This is a genomic window from Flavobacterium sp. LMO8 (assembly GCF_009495755.1).
In the GTDB taxonomy this organism is placed as follows: domain Bacteria; phylum Bacteroidota; class Bacteroidia; order Flavobacteriales; family Flavobacteriaceae; genus Flavobacterium.
This window is the reverse complement of the sequence record NZ_WIBJ01000028.1, coordinates 101,593-124,717: the sequence shown is the minus strand read 5'-3', so window position 1 is coordinate 124,717 and position 23,125 is coordinate 101,593. Positions and strand designations below refer to the sequence as shown.

Here is a 23,125-nt window from a genome sequence, read left to right as displayed (position 1 = left end):
CTGATTTTAGTTTTTAATCGAGTAAACCAACTTACTCTTTCACTATTTGCACCCATTGTCCTTTGGTTCTTGCCAAGTAATTATTATCGTACATAGCTTCACATTGTATACCAGGTAAATAATATTTTCCTAAATAAGTTGCATTTAACAACATTGTAAATGTTTTGGTTTCGCCAGCTCTTATTCCAAAATAGAATTGTGTTCTATCATCACGAATATCTATGTAATCGGCTTTGTTTTCGGCATAACTTCCAAAATCGTTATAGCGTGAATTCATAATTTCAAATCCAGATGGAACTATTTGAGAAAGTGCTACATTTTCTAAAGATTCATCCGATTGATTTCTTATGGAAATTTGAGCAACAATTTCAGTTCCTTGTTTCACTGAATTTAAATCTAATGTATTTCCTTTTCTATCCTTATAAACAATAGTTGTTGCAATATTTTTCTGAATTTCTTTTTCCTCACCAATTGGTAAAATTCCACTATTCAATACACGAACATAAAGAGTGCCATTGTTTTTATTTTGAATCGTAACCGAATTTAAACCATTTTTCGTAACGATATTTCGATCTGCAAAACTTTTATTGGAGCTAATAACTTGCGGTTTTCCTGCAATTGAATACGTTATGTTAATTCCTTTTCCACCGTTTTTAAGCGCAAATTTTGACATCGCATACAATCCAAAAGCAGTAGTTTGTGTGCTCATGTATCGATTAGAAGATAAATCTTTAGCTAGTTTGTTAGCAATTTCATAAGCTTTGGTTTTATTGTCAACTAAAATATACGTTTCTAAAACCATCGCTCTATTTCGTTCTTCTGAACCGTAGTAATAATCCACATATCGTTTATCTTCTTGAACAGTTGTTGTTCCAATTAAAGATAAAGTGGCTTTCTTTTGACCTGCTAAAGCATACGCAGCAGCTAATCTTAATTTTGATTCGTTTGAAATTCCGGTAGTTTCTCTTAATCGGTTCATTGAACCCATATCGGCAGAACCTGCTAATGCTAAGGTGTATAAACGATACGCTTGAGCAAAATCGTTACGATATTGTGCGTTGAATCGCCATTTTTTAGCTTCGGATTGTTGGAACGAAATCCATTTATTTTTAAATCCGATTGGTAAAACATAACCTTTTTTCTCCGCTTCAATTAAGAAATGTCCTGCGTAAGATGTTGCCCAATCATCCACATAATTATTACCTTGCCAATAACTTAATCCGCCATTTGATAGTTGGAAATTTCCTAATTTTTGAATTCCTGCATTGATATTACGTTGAATTTCTGCTTTTTTGTTTGCATCAACATCCATAATATCCGCCAAATACAATTGTGGAAATACAGCCGAAGTCGTTTGTTCCACACAACCATGCGGATATTGAATTAAATAACTCAATCGACCATTGAAATTAATGGTTGGGAAAGACGAAACTTCTAATCTTGCTTTATTACTTCCTGCTACTCCAAATGTTTTCCAATTGATTGTTTTAGAACCGTTTGCCGGAATTACCATATCCACATAATCATTGGTAACCGGATTTGGATTTGTAATATCAACTTCTACCGCATAGGTTGATTTTTCTTTTCCTGATGTCGCAACGACTTCTATTTTTCCAATTCCAGTTGCGCTTCCAACTTCTAAATTAAAGTAGACCACTTTTTCATCTGGCGAACTGAAACTTACATTTTGAGTTGCATTTCCAATAATTCGTACTCCGTTATTTGTTTTTAATTGCACATTAACGTTTTTCACTTGATTTTCCATAGCGAAAACAGTTACAGGCAACATAATTCTTTCGTTTGGAGAAATTTTTCTTGGTACCGAAGCCAATACCATAACAGGTTTTCTAACAAACGAAGTTTTTTCTACACTTCCGTAAGCACTTGTTTTAGCATCTCCAGCTACAACCATTGTTCGCACTGAACCAACATAATTTGGTAAGGTAATCGTATGCGATTTGGTTTGCCCTTTTTCCAATTTGAATGGTCCTAAATAAATGACAACGGGTTTGAATCGGTTGGCTTTTTTAGCATTTCCACCTGCTAAATCTTGGTCACCACCAATACTAAAAATTTGATTGATTTTTCCACCATAAGCACCAATTACATCATCATAAACATCCCAAGTTTTTACACCAAGCGCTTGTCTTGAATAGAATTTTTCCCACGCATTCGGTGTTTTAAATCGGGTTAAATCCAACAAACCATCATCTACAATTGCAATGGTGTATGTCATTTCTTTGCCTGATTTTTCACTTACTTTTAAAGTTGTTTTTTGCTCCGGTTTTAAAACATCAGCAATAACAACTTGCGGTTCTAAAACGGTGTTTTTATTGATAACTTCTACTGGTAAAATTCCGTACATTCTAATTGGCGTATCGTTTATTGTAGAAGCGTGTGGTTTTAACAACGAAATATGAAAATACACATTTGGCGCCATATCACCTGTGATAGGAACTTCCACTTGCGTTTCACCTTTTTTAGTGGTTGCCCAAAGTGTTTTGATGACTTTCGAACCATTTTCAATTGAAATTAAAGCTCTTCCGCCTTCACTTGATGGGAAAGAAACGATAGCGTTTTCTCCAACATTATATTTCTCTTTATTAGTTGTAAATACCAACATATTTGCTGTTTCGCTACTTCCTTGACGTGATTTGCCTGACCAATACGGCCAATCGATATAGGAAGTTAAACTAGTTGCATGACCATCATTTGTATCTTCAACACGAATTAAATATCTTCCCCAATCGGCTTCTGGAACTTTTAATTGAAAACTTGCTTTTCCAGATGCATCAGTTGAAACGACGTAATTTTTATAAGCTGTTGTTACTTCTGAAGAATTATAACGTGATAAATCATCGCCATCAGAATTCCACCACCAACGCCATTCTACTTTATACACACGAACTTCTAAATTTTTAACCGATTTTGGTTTACCCAATTCATCTAAAGTCACGATATCATAACGATTAACTTTATCTGTTTCTAATAAACCATATTTATTTGGTTCTGGAGCTTTTATTCCAACATACGTTTTGAATGGAGAAAAGGTTGCGGTTGCTACATCGGTACTAAAATCACCTCCGTTTTCATAAGCCTTTGTTTGAAACACCATTTTCAGTTTTCCTGGTGCTTGACTTGTAATTTTTGGTTGAATATTTACTTTGGCTTTTCCGAATTCATCTACTTTTCCCGAAAAAACATTTACTTCTTCAGTATGAAATTTTCTAACGTCATCATCAAAATCATATTTTTCATACTTTCTGAATAAGGTTTTTTGGCCTAAGAATTTGGCTTGCATTTCAACTTTCAAATTTTTCGCAACAGCTCCGTGCAACCAAGCTACTTCTACTTCTGCTCCGTTTAGTCTATTACCAGAAAGTTGTTTATCAGCAAAACTATTTTTAATTTTTAAACGGTTTGGTTTGATAGTTTCAATCTTTATACTTTTATAAAAATGAACACCACCAACCGAAATTTTAGCTTCCCAATTTCCTGTTGGGTCGCTATCTTTTGTGGCTAATTTGAATTTATAATGGTTTAAAGCGTTATATTTTTGAACCATTTGATAACGCATTTTTCCTTGTGGATCGCTTAATTTAAATGTAATAGGATGCGATTTTTCTAATTTGCTCTCCAAATCATTCAACATGAAAGCTAAATGCAATGTATCGCCTGGACGCCAAACACCTCTTTCCCCATAAATAAAACCTTTTAAGCCTTTTTGCAATTCTTCGCCACCTACATCAAAATTACTTACCGATAAGGATTGCCCTTCATCTAGTTTTACATAAGTGGTGTTGTTATCTTTCGAAACAATTGCAAAAAAAGCATATTTTTTCAACTCGGTTTTTGCTATACCTTCGCTATCAGTTGTAATGGTTCCTAAAAGTTGTTGTTGGAAATTATACAATTCAATTTTTGCTGAAGCAACAGGTTGAGTTGAAACAATATTATTTACCGCAAAAACATACGAACCATTTTCGCTACGTTTTGCAATAACCCCTAAATCGGAGGCAATCACATTCGTAAATATAGTATTGTTATAGTAGTATGAATCGGTACAAGGATCCTCTCTATCGTACCAATTATAGCCTTCATAATAGTAATCATCATAATAATATTGATTACTTCTTACCTCGTCGTTTTGTTCTTGATTATTTTTATCTTCTTCTTCCACATAAGCAGAAGCGCATTTATATAACGAATATTTACGTTTATAGGAGATTTCGACACGATAAATAGCACCCGGATTTGGCGTGATTATTTTAGATAAATCAATTGCATATGCATTCCATTTACTAGAATTTTGCAATTTATTTTTATTTAAGGCAATGGTTTTTTTAACGATTGGTTGGGCTACTTTTCTTAAATTTTGACTTCCATTTAATTCGTTATCTTGAAGAAATTGTAAAATATTATTCTTGTAAATTTCATATACTTTTACATCAACGGCACTCAAGTTAACCGATTCGAAATTGATTTTCAAATTGTTTGAACTTGGTAAAATAGAACCGCTTTTTATAAAACGAACCGCTGGTTTTACTTGTTCGAAACTAACTTTTTCAGAAAAATTTTGTTTCATTTTGTAACCGTCTTCACTTTCAATTCCTTGGAAAATTTCAACTAAAAGTTCGCCTTTTAATGGTTCGTTGAAAAATACTTTTAGTAAATTTCCTGCTGTTGCAAAACGTAAATTTAGAGCTGATTCAACTTGAACTAATCCTGAGAAATCTTGGTCGCGGTTTAATGGATCTGAAAAGTTTAATAATAAAACTTGGTTGTTGTCTTTTTCAACTTCAGCAGAAACAATTTTAAAGTTGTTTTTTCCAGGTAAGTCGTAAAGCATTTCTCCTTTTTGATCGATATCAAAAGGAGTTCCGTCCCAAGAAATATTAATTTTACTATCTTCAACTTGTCTTTTAATGCTGTCGATTACAAATTTGTATTCCTTTTTATTGCTTAATTCTTTGATGAACTTAACCTTAACGGCTTTATCTTCTTGATTAACAGAGATAAGCTTTTTAGCAGTTTCAAAATCCAAATCATCACTAGATGTGATTATTCCATTTAAATATTGGTAATCTTTACTATAGGATTGTAAATCGTTTGTAGTAACCAAAAAATCTTGTTTAATGGTTTTTATAGTGAAATGAAAGTCTTTCAGTTCGCTAGAAACATTTGTTAATTTAGACAAATGCAATGAAATTTGATATTCTTTATTTTGGTCTAATTTTTTTTCTGGAATAAAAGCAATTGTGTTATTTGAAAGTGCAATTACTTTTCCGTCAACACTTGGGTTGATGCTAAACAAATTTTCATCTAACTCTTCGTTTGCTGTCCATTCTTTTTTGTCAAAAGCTAAAACTACTCTTATGTCGCTATTAGCAGAAACCAAGCCAGAACTAAAGTTTAAGATATATGCTTTAAAAAGAGAAAAATCAGAATTAAAATTTTTGGTACTTTTAGAACAAGAAGCGGCTACAATTACTATAAGAAGTAACTGGATGAAACGTATTTTTTTCATATAGAACAAAAATTAGAGCGTTATTTTATTTTTTATGCAACATCAAAAGATATACCAATTTACAAAATTTAAGTTACTTGGTTAATTATCTTTTGTTTTTAAAAAAAGACTTCATTAAATCGGCACATTCTTTTTCTAAAACGCCTGAAATTACTTGGGTTTTTGGGTGCAATTGTGTTTCCATTTTTTGAAATCCGCGATTTTCATCGGATGCACCAAAAACAATTTTGGAAATTTGTGACCAATACAAAGCACCGGCACACATTTGGCAAGGTTCTAAGGTAACATATAAAGTGCAGTCTTTTAAATATTTTCCGCCCAAGAAATTGGCAGCACTGGTTATGGCTTGCATTTCGGCATGAGCGGTAACATCATGCAATAATTCGGTTAAATTATGCGTGCGGGCAATTACTTTATTATCAATAACGATAACAGCTCCAACAGGAATTTCGCCTTTCTCAAAAGCAGTTTCTGCTTCTTGTAAGGCTTTCTTCATAAAATAGTCGTCGGTATACAAAGTAATCATAAAACAAAATTACGTTATTTTGGAACAATATTTGTATTGCTTTTGCAAACTATTACGCGATGAAGAAAATACACGTTACAATTCCAACTCCTTGTAATGAAAATTGGGACACCATGTTACCGGAAGAAAAAGGAAGATTTTGTCAATCATGTGCTAAAACCGTAATCGATTTTACTACTAATTCAACAGATGAAATAAACGACTATTTTTTAAAAAACAAAGGAACGAAAACTTGTGGGCGATTCAAAAAGGAACAATTAAAAGAGATTCAAATTGAAATTCCTAAAAATATAATTTATCAACAAACTTCTTTTAGAAATGTTTTTATGTTGGCTTTATTTATTTCAATGGGCACAACCCTTTTTAGCTGTAAAGATCACAATAATAAAATTCAACCTGTTAGTAAGATAGTGTTGGTTGATGATAGTTTATCTCTTTCTAACGACAGTTTAATTTCTCCAACTAATAATTTAGATACGATAAAGCATATTGAAGGACTTAAAGGGGCGAATAAAATTCAAAAACCTTTTCCCATATTAGTTGGTGTTGTTGAAGTGGAGCCTACTGTAATTGAAGAAGAGATTATGATGGGTGATGTAATTCAGGAACCAGTAGAAATAGATCCCAAAAAAGTATATAGCCTTTATGAAGTTGAAAAGAAACCAAAATTTCCAGGAGGCGAAACAAAATTTAATCACTATATAATTGAAAATTTATCGCTTACTGAATTTGTTGAACCTGAACTAATGCTTTTTCAATTTGTAATCACTACAGATGGGAAAATTGAGGATGCTAGAATAATGAAGGGAAAAAACAAAGAAGTAAATGACAAAGTTATCCATTTGTTGCAGAATTCACCTTTATGGACACCCGCAGAACTTAGAGGAGAAAAAGTTAAGGTAAAGGTTACATATCCTATTCGTATAAAATCGCAATAATCTAAAACAAAAGCTTAAATTTGCTTTTTATTATGAACGGCAAATTACTTTCAAAAATTAATAATCCTATCGATTTAAGGAAAATTCCTGAAAATCAATTGCCTCAATTAGCCAAAGAATTGAGAGACTTTATCATTGATATTGTTTCGAAAAAAGAAGGTCATTTGGGAGCAAGTTTAGGTGTTGTAGAATTAACGATTGCACTGCATTATGTTTTCAATACACCAGAAGATTTATTGGTTTGGGATGTAGGTCATCAAGCTTACGGACATAAAATCCTAACTGAAAGACGCGATATTTTTCACACAAATAGAGAATTGAACGGAATTTCGGGTTTTCCAAAGCGAAGTGAGAGTGTTTATGATACGTTTGGCGTTGGGCATTCTTCAACATCAATTTCGGCAGCTTTAGGAATGGCGTTGGCTTCTCGATTAAACGGAGAAATTGAAAAACAGCATATTGCCGTGATTGGCGATGCTTCGATTGCAAGCGGAATGGCTTTTGAAGGCTTAAATCATGCTGGAGTTACTGATGCGAATTTATTAGTAATTTTAAATGATAATGCCATTGGAATTGACCCGAGTATTGGTGCTTTGAAAAATTATTTGACAGCTGTTAAAGAGGGTAAAAATCCAAAACAAAATAACATCATCAAATCCTTGAATTTTGATTATTCGGGACCAATAAATGGACATGATTTGCCAAAATTGATTTCTGAATTAGAACGTTTGAAATCCGTAAAAGGCCCAAAATTCTTGCATGTAATTACCACCAAAGGCAAAGGATTACAATTGGCAGAAGAAGATCAAGTAAAATACCATGCGCCAGGAAAATTTGATGCTGAAACCGGAAAAATTCATCCAAAAGATGAATCGCATTTGCCACCAAAATTTCAAGATGTTTTCGGGCACACATTAGTGGAATTAGCTAATCAAAACGAAAAAATCATTGGAATAACTCCGGCTATGCCATCAGGAAGTTCTATGAAATATATGATGGAAGCTTTCCCAAAACGCGCAATTGATGTAGGAATTGCAGAGCAACACGCTGTTACTTTAGCTGCAGGGATGGCTACGCAAGGCATGGTAGTTTTTTGTAATATTTATTCAACTTTTTTACAACGTGCTTACGATCAAGTAATTCATGATGTAGCTTTGCAAAATTTACCTGTTATTTTTTGTTTAGACAGATCTGGATTAGTGGGTGAAGATGGCGCAACACATCATGGCGTTTTTGATATTGCTTATTTGAATTGTATCCCAAACCTAATTATTGCGGCTCCAAAAGACGAAATAGAGTTGCGAAATATCATGTTTACTGCTTCCAAAGGGTTAAATCATCCTATCGCAATTCGTTATCCAAGAGGAAGAGGTGAAATCGTAAATTGGAAACAACCTTTTGAAAAAATAGAAATTGGAAAAATTCATAAACTCAAGAAAGGAACAAAAGTGGCTATTTTATCCACAGGAACAATTGGAAATAATGTAACGAAAGCTTTAACTGAGGTTGAAAACATAAATTTATTTTCACATTATCATTTTCCATTTATAAAACCATTAAACATTGATGCTGTCAAATCTATCATAAATTCTCACGACCACATTATTACTATTGAAGACGGGGTGATTACTGGTGGTTTTGGAGCACAAATCAGTGCAATTATTGCAACAAATAGTTTAAACAAATCAATCATAAATCTCGGAATACCTGATTCATTTATAGAACATGGAACGGTTTTTGAGTTACAACAACTTTGCAAAATCGACGTTAAAAATATAATTCAACAATTAAATACCATATCAAATGTTTAAAAAAGGATTACTACTAGGATTGCTTGTTTTCGGAGTCCAATTAAATTATTCTCAAATTATTAGAACTAATCTGCCAGACACAGTTTCTAACTGGAAAAGTGAAAACAAAATAGGATTAGATGTTACACAAATTACTTTTGTTAATTGGAATGCAGGTGGTAATAATTCTATTTCTGGTTTGCTAAGAGGGCATTTTGTAAGAACTTATACTAAAGGAAATTTAAATTGGAAATCAGAATTAATAGGACGTTATGGTATTAATAAGCAAGAAAAACAAGATGCAAGAAAAACCGATGACCAATTTCAATTAAATTCCACATTTGGGTATAGAACAGATACTATATCTAATTGGTATTATGCTGGAAAGTTTAATTTTAATACACAATTTGCTAATGGTTATGCATATCCTAATGTAGAATTTGCAATTTCAAAACCTTTTGCACCAGCTTATATGTTTTTTGGTGTTGGAGCAGAATATTCAAGAAAAGACATAAACTTTAATTTATATTTATCTCCTCTTACCCAAAAAACAACGTTTGTATTTGATCAACGTTTGGCTAATCAGGGCGCTTTTGGAGTTGAAAAAGCGATATACGATGAATTTGGAAACCTTTTAAAAGAAGGTAAGAATATTAGAAATGAAACAGGTATTTTAATTACCAATCAATGGAAAAAGGAGGTTTTTAAAAATATTAATTTAGAGCATAGATTAGCTTTATACACTGATTACATAAATAATTTTGGTAATATTGATGTTGATTGGCAATTGCAAATAGAAATGACTGTTAATCAATATGTAAAAGCAAATATAGGTTCACATTTGATATATGATGATGATATTAAATCGAAAGAAGAGGAAAATGGGATTCAAGTTATTAAGGGACCTAAGATTCAATTAAAGCAATTACTAGGAATTGGTGTAGTTTATACGTTTTAACGCATTATAAACTTGAATACATAAATAACTTAATAGTTTGTTGAAAAAAATTAGTGACAGATTTTCAATCACCACAATTGCTTAATTTTCTATATCAAATTTAAATTCAAACTTTTTTTAATATTTATTTTCACTTTATGGATTTTAATACTAATTCATATAGAATTTAAAATAAAAAAAATCGGAACAGAGTTAACTCTGTTCCGATTATAATTTTAGACGAAATGCTTTTAAAAAATTGTTTAAAAGCATTTCATTCTAACAAGTTATTATTTAATCATTACTTTTTCAGAATAAGTTAAATTATCTCCTGCTAATTTAACTATATAAATTCCTGATTGTAATCCTGCTAAATTCATCATTTTTTCTGAAGCAAAATCACCTTTATTAGTTAATACTTTTCTTCCGTTGATATCAAAAATTTCAATATTTAAAGCTCCCGTATAGTTTGGAATAGCAATATTTAAAATTCCTTTAGAAGGATTTGGATAGATTTTAATTCCTTTTGAAACAGCAACATCATCTGAACTCAAAGTAGGTGCTGTAAATGAGCCAGAAAATATACCTCTACCATATGTCGCCGCATATACAGTATATGAAGCTGCAGGATATGAATTCGGATATCCAGTATTAACTTGCAAGTCTAAATCCATAACTTTGACATTACTCATACCATTGTAAGATTGGTTCCATGTTGGTGATACAGCACTAAAATTATTAGTATACCAAACCCCAAGTTCAGTAGCTATAATAACTTCTTCAGCATTTTTAGGGTTTTTCAAAATTGCTTTAACAGGCATGTCTGGAAGATTACCTTCTTTATTTACCCAAGTTGTTCCACCATTACTTGTATACCAAACACTAACAACGTTATAGTTATGCATTGTTACAAATATTTCATTTTCTGAAGACCCATATTCAATATCTGAAATACTACCTACAAAACTTGGCCCTGTAATATCAACCCATGTACCTGTTGTTGTTGTTGTTCCAATATAGGTATTTGCAGTAGGAATTCTAAATAACTTACCAAGTCTAGTACCAACTAAAAGAGTTGTAGATGTGGTTGTATAAGGAGAAACGGCAAATGCTGTTGGTGGTGCTGTTAAAAGCACATTCGATATACTTACTCTATTTACGATCCCTGATTTTATATTTCGATATCTTCTTATTTGATAAGTTGTACCATTTGAATAATCTGAATATAAAATATCTTGATTTGAATCCAAAACCATTGGAGCTATAAAGGCACCGTTATTACCATTGTTGTCGTTGTCTAAAGTTCTTGCAGTTACAGTTGAACCAGGAAGAGGTCTGATGTTTATATTTTCGTTGTAAACATAATTTGAAATATAATACTTGTCTGATCCTTGATCAAATAATGTGAAAGCACCATCTCCACCTTGTGAACGGACACTACCTCCTATTACTGGAGCTGCATTTGCAAAATATTGTGTCCCATTATCTTGAGCACCAGCAGCAAAATAATCACCTGCTAAAGTCAATCCGCTTACTGCCTGAGTAGGAGCCACACCAACACTATAAAACTGAGTTATATTTAATCCGTTATTTCTTGATGAAATAGCAGTGCTAGAAACCGAAGCACTAGATAAAGTTGAAGCATAATAAACTCCTCCATCATTTCCAAAAACAGCTTGATTTGAATTGCCTGGCCTAAAAACAATTGCATGTTGATCAGAGTGTACATTTGAAGGAGTAGCTGTAGTCCAACCAGAAATTGCTATCCAAGAAGTACCACTATCAGTTGATCTATGTAAATTAATTCCTCCTATATAAACTATAGCATCATTAGTAGGATCAACTGCAATTACTAAGTCATAAAAAGCTTGACCCCTACAGAAATCTGTGGCTGTAATATCTCCGTCAGAAGCAGGTTCTCCTAAAGTAGTTGGAGCTGTTGAAAATGCATTAGTTGTAAGAAATAAATTTGGCTCACCACTAGAGGTATCTTCACACAAAACATAAATTTTATTAGCATTAGTAGTTGAAACCGCTATTTGAGTTCTTCTTCCACCAGGTACTGTATACTTGTCTATAAAATTGACCCCATCAGTTGAAGAAAATATTTTTCCTCCTCCATCACCATAAACTAAACTTCTTGTTGTTGAAACCCAAATTGTATTGTCTGCACCAATTTCTATATCATTTGGGCAATGTTTATAACCATTTGCTGTTAAAGGAAGTAAAACCTCTGTCCATGTCGCCCCACCATCTACTGATTTAAATAAGCCAAAATTAGGACCACCTAAATATGTTGCAGAATTAGCTGCTGAATAAAAAGTATCCCCTGCTGCTACATAAATTTCAGATACACCACCATTGTTTCTAACTTTAATATCATTAATATGTTGTTGTCCAGGCACTAAATTACCAGTAAATGTACCAGGTCCTGTAGTCAAAGAACCAGAAACTGTACCACCTAAAACAGCCGCTTCTAAAATATCGCCATCTGTTTTAGAAATCATAACAGAAGGAATTGTAATTGTTGCGTCGGTACCGCCCATAGCCACAGGAGTACCATCGACATTGTTCATCATGATTACCCCGATAGCCCCAGCATTTTGAGCAGCTTTTACTTTTAATACAAATGAACAAGTCCCTCTTCTAATTAGAGCAATTTTTCCGTTTAAAGCTGCAGCATTTGTTAAAGCAGCTCCAGCGGTTGACGATTGACATGCATCATAAATAGGAGCAGTTCCATCAGTTGCTATCACTATATCTCCAATTATAGGGCTAGTAATTGGGGTACCAAATGCTGTTGTTGGATAACAAGGATAACTTCCTGCCACACCTGCTGGTGAATTAACTACTACGTTTGCAGATGATTCAAAAGTAGTTGCCCCGGTAATTCCTCCAAATATGTTAGTCCATGTTGTACCGCCATCTGTAGATTTCCATACTCCATTACCATTTACATCTCCTGCAACATAAGACTCTCCAGTTCCTACATAAAAAATATTACTATTATTTGGATCAACAGTTAATGTTGAAACTGCTAAATTTTCAGGAATATTTACTCTTGTCCATGCCGTATTTGTTGTAATATCATTATTTACCCATAATCCACCACTTACACCTCCAGCAAAAACTCTTTTAAATGTTGGATCATTAGGGTCAAACATAATAGCTCTTACTCTACCACCTACATTATTTGGACCTCTTTCCACCCAAGAATTATCAGAAGCATCACCAGGAGTCCTTCCAGATGCTAAAGCCTCTTCTCTTTCTCTTTTTAAATTGGCTCTAATTTGAACTAAATTTTCTGGAGTTGGTCTTCCCGTCTCAGGATTCATTGTCAACTCATACTCCATTTCATAGTATTTATTTGGAGGAATAGCCAATGCTTTTCTTTCTTTTTTTGAAAGTTGAAGCGATTTTTTGAATGGAGAATTAGCTAAATTTTTAGCGTGCTTTTTTCTAATCGATTTGACTTGTTTTTTAGTCAATGACTTGTTTACCGCGATAATTTCTTTTGCTTTATTCGTTTTCTCTTTATTCTTTTCAATATTAGTTTGACCAAAACTAAAAGAAAAAAAGAACAATGCACTAAACAAAAATAGTAATTGTTTTTTCATAGTTATATTTGGGTTAAATTTACTTTAATTTAAACAAAATTAGCGTTTTATACTAATTTTCAAAATTATTTAATACTTATTTTGTTTTTTTAACTTTTGTTTGCCTGAATTGTTTTGTAAAGTTCTAATGCTTTACCATCCGTTAATAATGAAACAAAGTGACAAATATGCAACAATCGGTCATATAAATTTTCTCTTTGAAACTGAAAACGCTCTGGCAATAATTTCAATAATAATTCATCATAATTAGATGCCGTTCCGTTTTCTTTTTTATTGTAGGCGGTACAAAAACTATCCAATAAATTATTGATAATTTTATAACCCATTACTTCTTTCTGAATTACTTCCTTACTTTGATATACGTTTTTTATACTGATTTGGATGATATCGTTCATTTGGGCTTTGTACTGACTTTTATCCATCAAAGCAAATGGGAAATCACCTGCCAAAATAGCTTTTTCGTTTTCCATAAAAACCGCTACAGCATCATTGATTAAACTTCCAATGGCTAAAGCTCTCAAATAACTAATTCTATCTTCTTTTGTAATTAATTCGTTGTATTTTTTGGTATCAATTCCGTTTTTAACTAGTTTAATTAAATATTCTAACGCATATTCTTCCTGAATTAAACCTAAATTAATTCCATCTTCAAAATCGATAATCGTGTAGCAAATATCATCAGCTGCTTCTACTAAGTAGGCTAATGGATGACGCTCAAAACCAATATCATTCCCTGATTTATTCGAAATTAAGCCTAATTCATTGGCAACCTCAACAAAGAACTCTTTATCTTGTTGAAAGAAACCATATTTTTTATCACAGATTTTCTGAGTTGGTTTTTGAGGCAAACTTTCTTTAGGATATTTCATAAACGCGCCCAAAGTAGCATACGAAATACGCAAACCGCCTTCAATTCCTTCGCGAGAAGATGCTAAAACTGAAAATCCGTTGGCATTTCCTTCAAAATCGATTAAATCTTGCCATTGTTTTTCGGTTAAATGCTCTTTGTATTGCAATCCGTTTCCAGTTTTGAAATATTCGCCAATGGCTTTTTCACCTGAATGTCCGAAAGGTGGATTTCCAATATCATGAGATAATGCCGCAGCGGCCACAATCGCACCGAAATCATTCGCTTGATAACCGTGCACTTCTTGTAAATGTGGATATTTAGCAATGATTTGCTTTCCTACTATACGTCCCAAAGAGCGACCAACCACAGAAACCTCCAAACTATGCGTTAGTCGGTTGTGTACGAAATCGGTTTTGGAAAGCGGAATGACTTGCGTTTTATCTTGCAAACTTCTAAAAGCGGCAGAAAAAATAATTCGGTCATAATCGACTTCAAAGCCTAAACGGGTGTCGTCTTGCTCTTTTCGTAAACGTTTACTGGTGTCGCCTTGTCTTTTTAACGATAATAGTTGTTCCCAATTCATCATGGAATATTAAAATTTAATTAAAGTGCTTTTTTCATGCAAATACTACTTTCAACACCAATATATTGTCCATAATTTGGGGTGATTTCAAAGTCAAAACTCTTATATAATGCAATTGCTTTTTCAAGTTTAAATGATGTTTCCAAGATACAACTTGTGAAACCTTCTTCTTTTGCCCAACATTCTAATTCGGACAAAATTTTGGATGCAATTCCTTTTCCTCTGGATTCTGGAACAACAAACATTCGCTTTAATTCTGCTACGTTGGGTTCGTATTCTTTGAATGCTCCACAACCTAAAGCAATGTCGTTTTCATAACAAACAACCACATTTTTAATATAAATTTGATTGAATTGTGCAAAAAAATCTTTTTCATCACCATCAATTTCTACCAAATATTCATCAAATAAATTTGTTAAATAATTGAAATCGGCGTCTTCGGAAGTGGTTCTTTTTAAAACAATCATTTGGATTATTCTTTTTCGTTTGCCAAAAAGAAATTTCTCGATTTTTTTGGATACTGGTTGTAACTTTTATCACTCGGATTTACGATAACCGATTTAATGTTGATTTCGTCTCCTACTTTGAAGTTTTTTTCTGTGTATTGGTAATCCAATAAATATTCGCCACAGAAATAGTTTCCTTCTGCGTCTTTTTCTATGATTCCTGTGTGAACGCCTTTTTTATCTTTTGACATAATCTGTTTATTTTTTTTCAAATGTACGAATTGGATTGTAATTATTTAAAAGAAAAACAGCCATTCGCCAAGGCGAACAACTGTTTTCTATATTCTATTTTCTTTGTTCTATTTTCTAAAATTAAGAACCACACATTTCGCAATCTTCTGGACCGGCATTTTTTGCCATTTCGATCATTGCTCTGTATTCTTCTGCTGTCATTTCAACAGGCTCACTTACTACGGCAATGCTTTCTGCTTTTTGAACTGGTTCTTGTATTTCAACTGGCGCTGCTACTTTATCATTATTTAAAGTAAACTTAATTGCATCTACCGCCGCTTTAGTTCTTAAATAGTACATTCCCGTTTTTAAACCTGATTTCCAAGCGTAGAAATGCATCGACGTTAATTTCGCATAATTCGCATCTTGCATAAACAAGTTCAACGATTGCGATTGGTCAATAAAATAACCTCTTTGACGACTCATATCGATAATATCTTTCATCGACATTTCCCAAACCGTTTTGTACAATTCTTTTAAGTCAGCCGGAACTTGTGGAATGTTTTGCACAGAACCATTATGACGCATGATTTCTTGTTTCAACGTTTCGTTCCACAAACCTCTTTCTACTAAATCATGTAATAAATGTTTGTTTACTACAATGAATTCTCCAGAAAGTACTCTTCTTGTATAAATATTAGAAGTATATGGTTCGAAAGCCTCATTATTTCCTAAAATTTGAGAAGTTGAGGCAGTTGGCATTGGCGCAACTAATAGTGAGTTTCTTACTCCGTTTGCCAATACTTCTTTTCTTAAACTTGCCCAATCCCAACGACCAGAAAGTTCTTCGTCTTTGATGTTCCAAAGGTTGTGTTGGAATTCTCCTTTAGAAATTGGCGAACCTTCGTAAGTTGAATATGGCCCTTCTTCTTTTGCCATTTCCATAGAAGCGGTTACGGCTGCAAAGTATAAAGTCTCGAAAATTTCTTGATTTAATTTTTTCGCTTCATCACTTGTAAAAGGCATTCTCAACATGATAAAAGCATCCGCTAAACCTTGTACTCCTAATCCAACTGGACGGTGTCGCATGTTTGAGTTTTCTGCTTCTATAACTGGATAGTAATTTCTGTCAATTACTTTATTTAAGTTGCGAGTTACACGTTTTGTTACGTTATATAACAATTCGTGATTGAATGCTCCGTTTTCAACAAACATTGGCAACGAAATAGACGCCAAGTTACACACTGCAATTTCATCTGCAGAAGTGTATTCCATGATTTCTGTACATAAATTAGACGAACGAATGGTTCCCAAATTCTTTTGGTTTGATTTTCTGTTCGCTGCATCTTTGTACAACATATATGGTGTTCCTGTTTCGATTTGAGATTCAAGAATTTTTTCCCAAAGTTCACGTGCTTTGATAGTTTTTCTACCTTTACCTTGTGCTTCGTACGAAGTATATAAAGCTTCAAACTCTTCTCCGTAAACATTATCTAATCCTGGACATTCGTTTGGACACATTAACGTCCAAGTCGTATCTTCTTCCACACGTTTCATGAACAAATCAGAAGTCCACATTGCGAAGAATAAATCTCTTGCACGCATTTCTTCTTTACCCGTATTCTTTTTCAAATCTAAAAATTCGAAAATATCAGCATGCCAAGTTTCTAAATAAATAGCGAAACTTCCTTTACGCTTTCCTCCACCTTGATCTACGTAACGAGCGGTATCATTGAAAACACGTAACATTGGAACAATTCCGTTTGAAGTTCCGTTAGTTCCACGAATGTATGAACCTGTTGCGCGAACATTGTGAATAGCTAAACCAATTCCTCCCGCTGATTGCGAGATTTTTGCTGTTTGTTTTAAGGTATCGTAAATTCCGTCAATACTATCATCTTTCATGGTTAATAAGAAACAAGATGACATTTGAGGTTTTGGAGTTCCTGCATTGAATAATGTTGGTGTAGCATGTGTAAAGAACTTTTTCGACATTAATTCGTAAGTTTCAATTACTGCTTCTAAATCATTCAAGTGAATTCCAACCGAAACACGCATTAACATATGTTGCGGACGTTCTACAATTTTTCCGTTAATTCTTAATAAATACGATCGCTCTAAGGTTTTAAAACCAAAGTAATCGTAATTAAAATCGCGAGTATATATAATATGAGAATCTAAAAATTCTGCATTTGCTTGAATTACTTCGTGTACCTCATCTGAAAGCAAAGGTGCTTCTTGATTAGTTCTTGGATTAACATAATGATACATTTCACTCATCGTTTCCGAGAATGACTTGTTCGTGTTTTTATGTAAGTTTGAAATAGCGATTCTTGCTGCTAATTGTGCATAATCTGGGTGAGCAATTGTCATAGAAGCCGCTGTTTCAGCTGCTAAATTATCTAATTCTGATGTAGTTACTCCGTCATACAATCCTTCAATTACACGCATGGCTACTTTAACAGCGTCTACTCTGTCATTTAAACCATAACATAGTTTTTTAATTCTATCTGTGATTTTGTCGAACATTACTGGCTCCTTATGGCCATCTCTTTTAACTACATACATACTTTTTTAGTTTTTTGAAATCAGACAATCCCTTCTCTGCTTTCTGGTTATTTGTAATCTTTTTTTGAATTGAGTTTTACTTCCTAATTCTAACGGAAATGTATTTATTTTTAGTACAACGATTAAAAATCAGCGTCGAAACTAATTTTGCTTGATTCTGAATCCGAATTCATTACACCTGCTTTTTGATATTCTGCGACACGTTTTTCGAAGAAATTCGTTTTTCCTTGTAACGAAATCATATCCATAAAATCAAATGGATTTGAAGCATTATATACTCTATCGCAACCTAATTCTACTAACAATCTATCCGTTACGAATTCTAAATATTGCGTCATTAAAGTAGCGTTCATTCCAATTAAACTTACTGGAAGCGACTCGGTAATGAATTTTCTTTCAATACGTAAAGCGTCTACGATAATTTCTGTAATTCTTTCTTTTGGTACTTTGTTTACGATGTGATTCGTATGTAAATGAACCGCAAAATCACAATGCATTCCTTCATCACGAGAAATTAATTCGTTTGAAAAAGTTAATCCTGGCATTAATCCACGTTTTTTTAACCAATAGATAGAACAAAACGAACCTGAGAAGAAAATTCCTTCCACAGCTGCGAAAGCAATTAATCTTTCTGCGAATGAATCCGATTCAATCCATTTTAAAGCCCACTCTGCTTTTTCTTTAATGGCTGGAAATACTTCAATGGCATGAAACAATTGATTTTTTTCTGCTTCGTCTTTTACATAGGTATCAATCAACAACGAATAGGTTTCGCTGTGAATGTTCTCCATCATAATTTGGAAACCGTAGAAGAATTTCGCTTCTGGATATTGCACTTCGTTAACGAAATTTTCCGCTAAGTTTTCGTTTACAATTCCGTCAGATGCAGCAAAAAATGCTAAAATATGTTTGATGAAATACTTTTCGTCTTCGTTTAATTTATTGTTCCAATCATTTAAATCGGTATGTAAATCTATTTCTTCTGCTGTCCAAATACACGCTTCTTGTTTTTTGTACCATTCCCATATATCTTGATGTTTGATAGGAAAGATTACAAATCGATCTTTGTTTTCTTGCAAAATAGGTTCCACTACAGCCATAGCTATTTGATTTTAAAAATGTTAATGATTGGTTAAATTGACTTATTTGGGGATTACAAAGTTTGTCATTTGAAACGAGAAATGAAAGTCAAACTTATTCACAATTGGAGTAAGTTTTTAACAAAGTTGAAAATTGTCAGTAAATTAATATAGGTTTTTAAAATATTGAAAATCAATAAGTTAAAAACAAATAAAACAACTGTTAAAACCTTGTAAGCGATTGATAAATCAACCTCTCACAACGATTTTTGAACTCTAAAAAATAGATTATTTTTTCAACTCTTTTGCTACTTTGTCTAATTCGTCAAACCATTGTTGTCCGAATTTTCTAACTAGTGCTTCTTTCACAAATTGATACACCGGAACTCCTAATTCTTCACCTAAAGCACAAGCATCTGAACAAATATGCCATTTGTGGTAATTTACTGCAGAAAAATCTGAATATTCTTTAATTCGGATAGGATATAAATGACAAGAAACTGGTTTTTTCCAATCTACAATTCCTTGATTGTAGGCTTGCTCGATTCCACAAAGGGCAGTTTTTCCATCAAAAATTACGTAGGCACAGTCTTTTCCGTCGATAAGTGGTGTTTCTAATTCGCCAAAATCGGAAACCACGTGCGTTCCTTGTTCTTCAATGGCTTTTATTCCTTCTGGACGAAGAAAGGGTTTTACTTTTGGAAAAATTTCAGCTAAAATTTTGGTTTCTTCCTCATCTAAAGGAGCACCCGCATCGCCATCCACACAACAAGCGCCTTTACAAGCTGACAAATTGCAAACGAATTCTTTTTCTAAGATTTCTTCGGAAACGATGGTTTTATTTAACTGAAACATATTGGGTTTATTTTAAAGTGCAAAGATAGCAAATGATTTAGGATTGATGATTAACGATTGATGATTTTTGAACATGTGTGATTTCTATTGATTTTTGAACTTGAACTTGTCTTTGCTCTTGAACTTCATATGATAATGTATCGTTAAATTAGAAACGTTCTTTATTCAATATCCTTATATTTGCACAAATATTCAACGTTTTATGGAATTCGGAATCAATTGGAAAGACATTTTTACCATCAGCATGATTTTATTTGCTGTGATTGATATTGTGGGAAGTATTCCAATTATTGTAGATTTACGTAGTAAAATGGGGCATATTCAATCGGAAAAAGCGACTATTGTTGCCGCTGTAATTATGATTGCCTTTTTATTTGTGGGAGAAGAAATTCTGAAATTAATTGGTATTGATGCGAATTCGTTTGCCGTTGCAGGTTCGTTTGTCTTGTTTTTCCTTGCTTTAGAAATGATTTTAGGCATTAGATTATATAAAGAAGACAATCCGAGTACAGCATCCATTGTTCCTATTGCGTTTCCTTTAATTGCTGGTGCTGGAACGATGACCACTATTTTGTCGCTTCGTGCTGCTTATGACAAAATAAACATTATTATTGCAATTGTTATCAATGTAGTTGTAGTCTATGGCGTGTTGAAATCATCAGGAAAAATTGAGCGTTTATTAGGTGTTAACGGATTAGGTGTTATTCGTAAAATATTTGGTGTTATTTTATTGGCGATTGCTGTAAAATTATTCGCCGCAAATGTTAAAGGATTATTTATTTAGAAATTTATTGAAATGAAAATATTTACTTACGTGGCAGTTGCCATTGCTTTAGCTTTAATTGTTTTTAATCTTTTTCAAATCGATTACAGTAATCCGTTTGAAGGAAATAGTACTATTGCCATCATTGGTGTTGTCGCTGGAATTTGCGCAATCTTATTATTGGTATTGTTGCGTTTTTCAAAAATGATTGAAGAGAAAACGAGACAATAATGGTCGACGTTTTAATCATTGGCGCTGGAGTTTCTGGCGTTTCGTGTGCTTTGATTTTGGGTTCAGCCCAAAACAAACCGTTTGCAATTGATAAAAAAATTGCAATTGTAGCCCACCAAAAAGCGTCTTCGTTACAAAACGCCATTTTTAATAACGCTTACGGAATTCCAGCAGGAAAATTAGGCAGTGAATTGTTGGATGAAAGCTTGGAACATTTGACCAAATCGTATCCGCACGTAGAACAAATTCACGGCGAAAAAGTACTTTCTATTTCAGGTGAAACTGGAAATTTTACTGTTACTACCAACAAATCTTCACTTCAAGCTAAAATTGTAGTGATTGCGATTGGTTCTGGAAATCCTTTTACAATTGAAGGTTTGGAATCGTTTGTAATGCCGCATCAAAAAGCCACTCCCGAAAAAAATAGAATTCAGTTAAAAAATAACGACCACTTGGTTACCGAAGGTATTTATGCTGCTGGTGTTTTAGCTGGACACAGAAGTCAGTTAAGTATCGCCGCAGGAAGTGGCGCTTCAGTAGCAACGGATATTTTAACGTTCTGGAATAATGGAAATCCTGTGCAAGTGCATGATGCTTTGGGAAAATAGATTTTTTTACTTACTCAACACCTTATTCACCATATTGTCTTTCTTCAAAATCAATTGGTAATAGTATTTTTCATCAAATAATTGATGTACAAATTCGGCATGTAAATAATGTAATACTTTATCTTTTTGAGAATCTAAATTAAAAAGCAAACCACTTTTTGCCAAATATTCTTTAAAATTATTAAAATAATTACCCAAACGGATTTCTTTTTCAAGACTATCGATTGAGATTTGTTCAAACTTTTTGCGGTTTTTGTCCAATTGTTCAAACACAAAATAATTCACCAAACCTGATTGCATAAACAAAGTCGTCGATTCTTCACCGTGTTTGCTTTCAAAAGGCACAAAAACATCTGGAATAATACCACCACCGCCATAAACCGTTCGTCCTTTTTTGGTTTTAAATTTTAAACTATCTGCGATTTTGGTTTTATCTTGTTCGTATAATTCGCCACTCTCAAAACGTTTTTCAAATTCGTTAAAGTAGTTTTCTGCTTTGTCTTCATAAGGCTTTTGAATGGAACGACCAGAAGGTGTGTAATATCTTGCAACAGTTAATCGCACCGCTGAACCATCGCCAAGAGGCATTTCGCGTTGCACCAAACCCTTTCCAAAAGAGCGTCTTCCCACAATTGTTCCTCTATCATTATCTTGAATGGCTCCCGCTAAAATTTCACTTGCCGAAGCGCTATTTTCGTTGATTAAAATAGTTACTTTTCCGTTTTCAAAAATCCCTTTTTCAGTAGCAAATGTGGTGTCGATTTTCCCTTTTTTATTTTTAGTTTTAACGATAAGTTCTTTGTTTTTTAAGAATTCATCTGCAATAGCAACCGCTGATTCTAAATAACCACCGCCGTTATCTCTAACATCAATAATAATGTGATTAGCGCCTTCATTTTTCAATTGGGTTAAACCCGATAAAAATTCGTCATAGGTTTTTTCTGCAAAGCGATTGATTTTGATGTAACCAGTTGTTTTATCGACCATTTGAGCTACATCAACACTTTTAATTGGAATAATATCGCGAGTAACGTTTACGGCAAATTTTTTCTTCTCGGATTTTCGATAAACCGTCAATTTTACATTAGAACCTTGTTCGCCTTTTAAGATGGAAAACAATGTATCGGTTTCTAATTTTTTATTATACAACTGTAATTTATCAGCAAATAATATGCGATCTCCCGATTTTAATCCTGCTTTTTCAGAAGGCCCGTTAGCAATAGGTTTTATTACAGCTAAGGAATCATTATACATGTAGAAATTCACTCCAATTCCTACGAAATCTCCACGCATACTTTGCTCCACAGCTTCCAATTCACTTTTAGGAATATAAACCGAATGTGGGTCCAATTTTTCAAGAATCCCGTTAACCGTTAAATCGACAATAGAATCAGTATTTAAACTATCGACGTATTCTCTTTCAATGAAATCGATTAGTTTATTGAGTTTGTTTTTGTTGGCATTCTTGCTTAAGAAAGCATTTTCGGTAGAAGGATTGAGTTTACTTCCCAATAACAAACCCGCCGCAACAGCTACAGCGATTACTATCGGAAAATATACTTTATTCATTTTCATT

General features: G+C 33.3%; 16 protein-coding genes. 6 read left to right on the top strand and 10 right to left on the bottom strand.

Going from position 1 to position 23,125, the window contains the following annotated elements; translation table 11 throughout:
• Positions 1-31: 31 nt before the first annotated feature.
• On the bottom strand, positions 32-5,527 hold the full coding sequence (locus tag GFJ94_RS05460) for an alpha-2-macroglobulin (protein WP_153200568.1): 5,496 nt from the start codon (positions 5,525-5,527) through the stop codon (positions 32-34).
• 85 nt (positions 5,528-5,612) lie between these two features.
• Positions 5,613-6,053: a nucleoside deaminase gene (locus GFJ94_RS05455; RefSeq protein ID WP_153200567.1), complete on the bottom strand. Its 441-nt coding sequence runs from the start codon at positions 6,051-6,053 to the stop codon at positions 5,613-5,615.
• Positions 6,054-6,112: 59 nt separating this feature from the next.
• Between GFJ94_RS05455 and GFJ94_RS05450 the strand changes: the two genes are divergently transcribed.
• From GFJ94_RS05450 to GFJ94_RS05440, 3 genes are read left to right on the top strand one after another with little or no spacing between them, the layout of a single operon-like run.
• A complete protein-coding gene (locus GFJ94_RS05450) occupies positions 6,113-6,991 on the top strand; it encodes an energy transducer TonB (protein ID WP_153200566.1) in 879 nt (292 codons plus the stop codon).
• Between the two features lie 32 nt (positions 6,992-7,023).
• Positions 7,024-8,802, top strand: a complete 1,779-nt coding sequence (locus GFJ94_RS05445) for a 1-deoxy-D-xylulose-5-phosphate synthase (protein ID WP_153200565.1) — start codon at positions 7,024-7,026, stop codon at positions 8,800-8,802.
• The gene (locus tag GFJ94_RS05440) at positions 8,795-9,739 is read left to right on the top strand and encodes a DUF3078 domain-containing protein (protein ID WP_153200564.1); all 945 of its coding nucleotides are present in this window, start codon (positions 8,795-8,797) and stop codon (positions 9,737-9,739) included. The genes GFJ94_RS05445 and GFJ94_RS05440 overlap by 8 nt, the downstream gene beginning before the upstream one ends.
• A gap of 269 nt (positions 9,740-10,008) precedes the next feature.
• Here the strand turns inward: GFJ94_RS05440 and GFJ94_RS05435 are convergent, their stop codons facing one another.
• The 7 genes from GFJ94_RS05435 to GFJ94_RS05405 all read right to left on the bottom strand — a co-directional run bounded on the left by GFJ94_RS05435 (position 10,009) and on the right by GFJ94_RS05405 (position 19,947).
• Positions 10,009-13,335, bottom strand: a complete 3,327-nt coding sequence (locus GFJ94_RS05435; protein WP_153200563.1) for a PA domain-containing protein — start codon at positions 13,333-13,335, stop codon at positions 10,009-10,011.
• A gap of 89 nt (positions 13,336-13,424) precedes the next feature.
• Positions 13,425-14,768, bottom strand: a complete 1,344-nt coding sequence (locus GFJ94_RS05430; protein WP_153200697.1) for a deoxyguanosinetriphosphate triphosphohydrolase — start codon at positions 14,766-14,768, stop codon at positions 13,425-13,427.
• A gap of 20 nt (positions 14,769-14,788) precedes the next feature.
• The gene (locus GFJ94_RS05425) at positions 14,789-15,235 is read right to left on the bottom strand and encodes a GNAT family N-acetyltransferase (RefSeq protein ID WP_153200562.1); all 447 of its coding nucleotides are present in this window, start codon (positions 15,233-15,235) and stop codon (positions 14,789-14,791) included.
• Positions 15,236-15,240: 5 nt separating this feature from the next.
• Entirely contained in the window at positions 15,241-15,465 is a 225-nt protein-coding gene (locus GFJ94_RS05420; protein ID WP_153200561.1) for a hypothetical protein, read from the bottom strand.
• A 121-nt stretch (positions 15,466-15,586) separates the two neighbouring features.
• A complete protein-coding gene (locus GFJ94_RS05415; protein ID WP_153200560.1) occupies positions 15,587-18,013 on the bottom strand; it encodes a ribonucleoside-diphosphate reductase subunit alpha in 2,427 nt (808 codons plus the stop codon).
• A gap of 122 nt (positions 18,014-18,135) precedes the next feature.
• Positions 18,136-19,113: a ribonucleotide-diphosphate reductase subunit beta gene (locus GFJ94_RS05410; protein ID WP_153200559.1), complete on the bottom strand. Its 978-nt coding sequence runs from the start codon at positions 19,111-19,113 to the stop codon at positions 18,136-18,138.
• A gap of 267 nt (positions 19,114-19,380) precedes the next feature.
• Complete coding sequence (locus GFJ94_RS05405) at positions 19,381-19,947, bottom strand: DUF3109 family protein (RefSeq protein WP_153200558.1); 567 nt, start codon at positions 19,945-19,947, stop codon at positions 19,381-19,383.
• A gap of 202 nt (positions 19,948-20,149) precedes the next feature.
• On the opposite strand from GFJ94_RS05405, the gene GFJ94_RS05400 reads away from it, so the two are divergent.
• From GFJ94_RS05400 to GFJ94_RS05390, 3 genes are read left to right on the top strand one after another with little or no spacing between them, the layout of a single operon-like run.
• A complete protein-coding gene (locus tag GFJ94_RS05400; protein ID WP_153200557.1) occupies positions 20,150-20,731 on the top strand; it encodes a MarC family protein in 582 nt (193 codons plus the stop codon).
• A gap of 12 nt (positions 20,732-20,743) precedes the next feature.
• A complete protein-coding gene (locus tag GFJ94_RS05395; protein ID WP_133610133.1) occupies positions 20,744-20,941 on the top strand; it encodes a hypothetical protein in 198 nt (65 codons plus the stop codon).
• On the top strand, positions 20,941-21,549 hold the full coding sequence (locus GFJ94_RS05390) for an FAD-dependent oxidoreductase (RefSeq protein WP_153200556.1): 609 nt from the start codon (positions 20,941-20,943) through the stop codon (positions 21,547-21,549). Before GFJ94_RS05395 ends, GFJ94_RS05390 begins: the two co-directional genes overlap by 1 nt.
• Before the next feature lie 6 nt (positions 21,550-21,555).
• Here the strand turns inward: GFJ94_RS05390 and GFJ94_RS05385 are convergent, their stop codons facing one another.
• On the bottom strand, positions 21,556-23,124 hold the full coding sequence (locus GFJ94_RS05385; RefSeq protein ID WP_162523795.1) for a S41 family peptidase: 1,569 nt from the start codon (positions 23,122-23,124) through the stop codon (positions 21,556-21,558).
• Position 23,125: the final 1 nt, after the last annotated feature.

Excerpts from the sequence above, each read along its gene's own strand:
- GFJ94_RS05460 (WP_153200568.1), bottom strand. The coding sequence starts at position 5,527 with ATGAAAAAAATACGTTTCATCCAGTTACTTCTTATAGTAATTGTAGCC.
- GFJ94_RS05455 (WP_153200567.1), bottom strand. The coding sequence starts at position 6,053 with ATGATTACTTTGTATACCGACGACTATTTTATGAAGAAAGCCTTACAA.
- GFJ94_RS05450 (WP_153200566.1), top strand. The coding sequence starts at position 6,113 with ATGAAGAAAATACACGTTACAATTCCAACTCCTTGTAATGAAAATTGG.
- GFJ94_RS05445 (WP_153200565.1), top strand. The coding sequence starts at position 7,024 with ATGAACGGCAAATTACTTTCAAAAATTAATAATCCTATCGATTTAAGG.
- GFJ94_RS05440 (WP_153200564.1), top strand. The coding sequence starts at position 8,795 with ATGTTTAAAAAAGGATTACTACTAGGATTGCTTGTTTTCGGAGTCCAA.
- GFJ94_RS05435 (WP_153200563.1), bottom strand. The coding sequence starts at position 13,335 with ATGAAAAAACAATTACTATTTTTGTTTAGTGCATTGTTCTTTTTTTCT.
- GFJ94_RS05430 (WP_153200697.1), bottom strand. The coding sequence starts at position 14,768 with ATGAATTGGGAACAACTATTATCGTTAAAAAGACAAGGCGACACCAGT.
- GFJ94_RS05425 (WP_153200562.1), bottom strand. The coding sequence starts at position 15,235 with ATGATTGTTTTAAAAAGAACCACTTCCGAAGACGCCGATTTCAATTAT.
- GFJ94_RS05420 (WP_153200561.1), bottom strand. The coding sequence starts at position 15,465 with ATGTCAAAAGATAAAAAAGGCGTTCACACAGGAATCATAGAAAAAGAC.
- GFJ94_RS05415 (WP_153200560.1), bottom strand. The coding sequence starts at position 18,013 with ATGTATGTAGTTAAAAGAGATGGCCATAAGGAGCCAGTAATGTTCGAC.
- GFJ94_RS05410 (WP_153200559.1), bottom strand. The coding sequence starts at position 19,113 with ATGGCTGTAGTGGAACCTATTTTGCAAGAAAACAAAGATCGATTTGTA.
- GFJ94_RS05405 (WP_153200558.1), bottom strand. The coding sequence starts at position 19,947 with ATGTTTCAGTTAAATAAAACCATCGTTTCCGAAGAAATCTTAGAAAAA.
- GFJ94_RS05400 (WP_153200557.1), top strand. The coding sequence starts at position 20,150 with ATGGAATTCGGAATCAATTGGAAAGACATTTTTACCATCAGCATGATT.
- GFJ94_RS05395 (WP_133610133.1), top strand. The coding sequence starts at position 20,744 with ATGAAAATATTTACTTACGTGGCAGTTGCCATTGCTTTAGCTTTAATT.
- GFJ94_RS05390 (WP_153200556.1), top strand. The coding sequence starts at position 20,941 with ATGGTCGACGTTTTAATCATTGGCGCTGGAGTTTCTGGCGTTTCGTGT.
- GFJ94_RS05385 (WP_162523795.1), bottom strand. The coding sequence starts at position 23,124 with ATGAAAATGAATAAAGTATATTTTCCGATAGTAATCGCTGTAGCTGTT.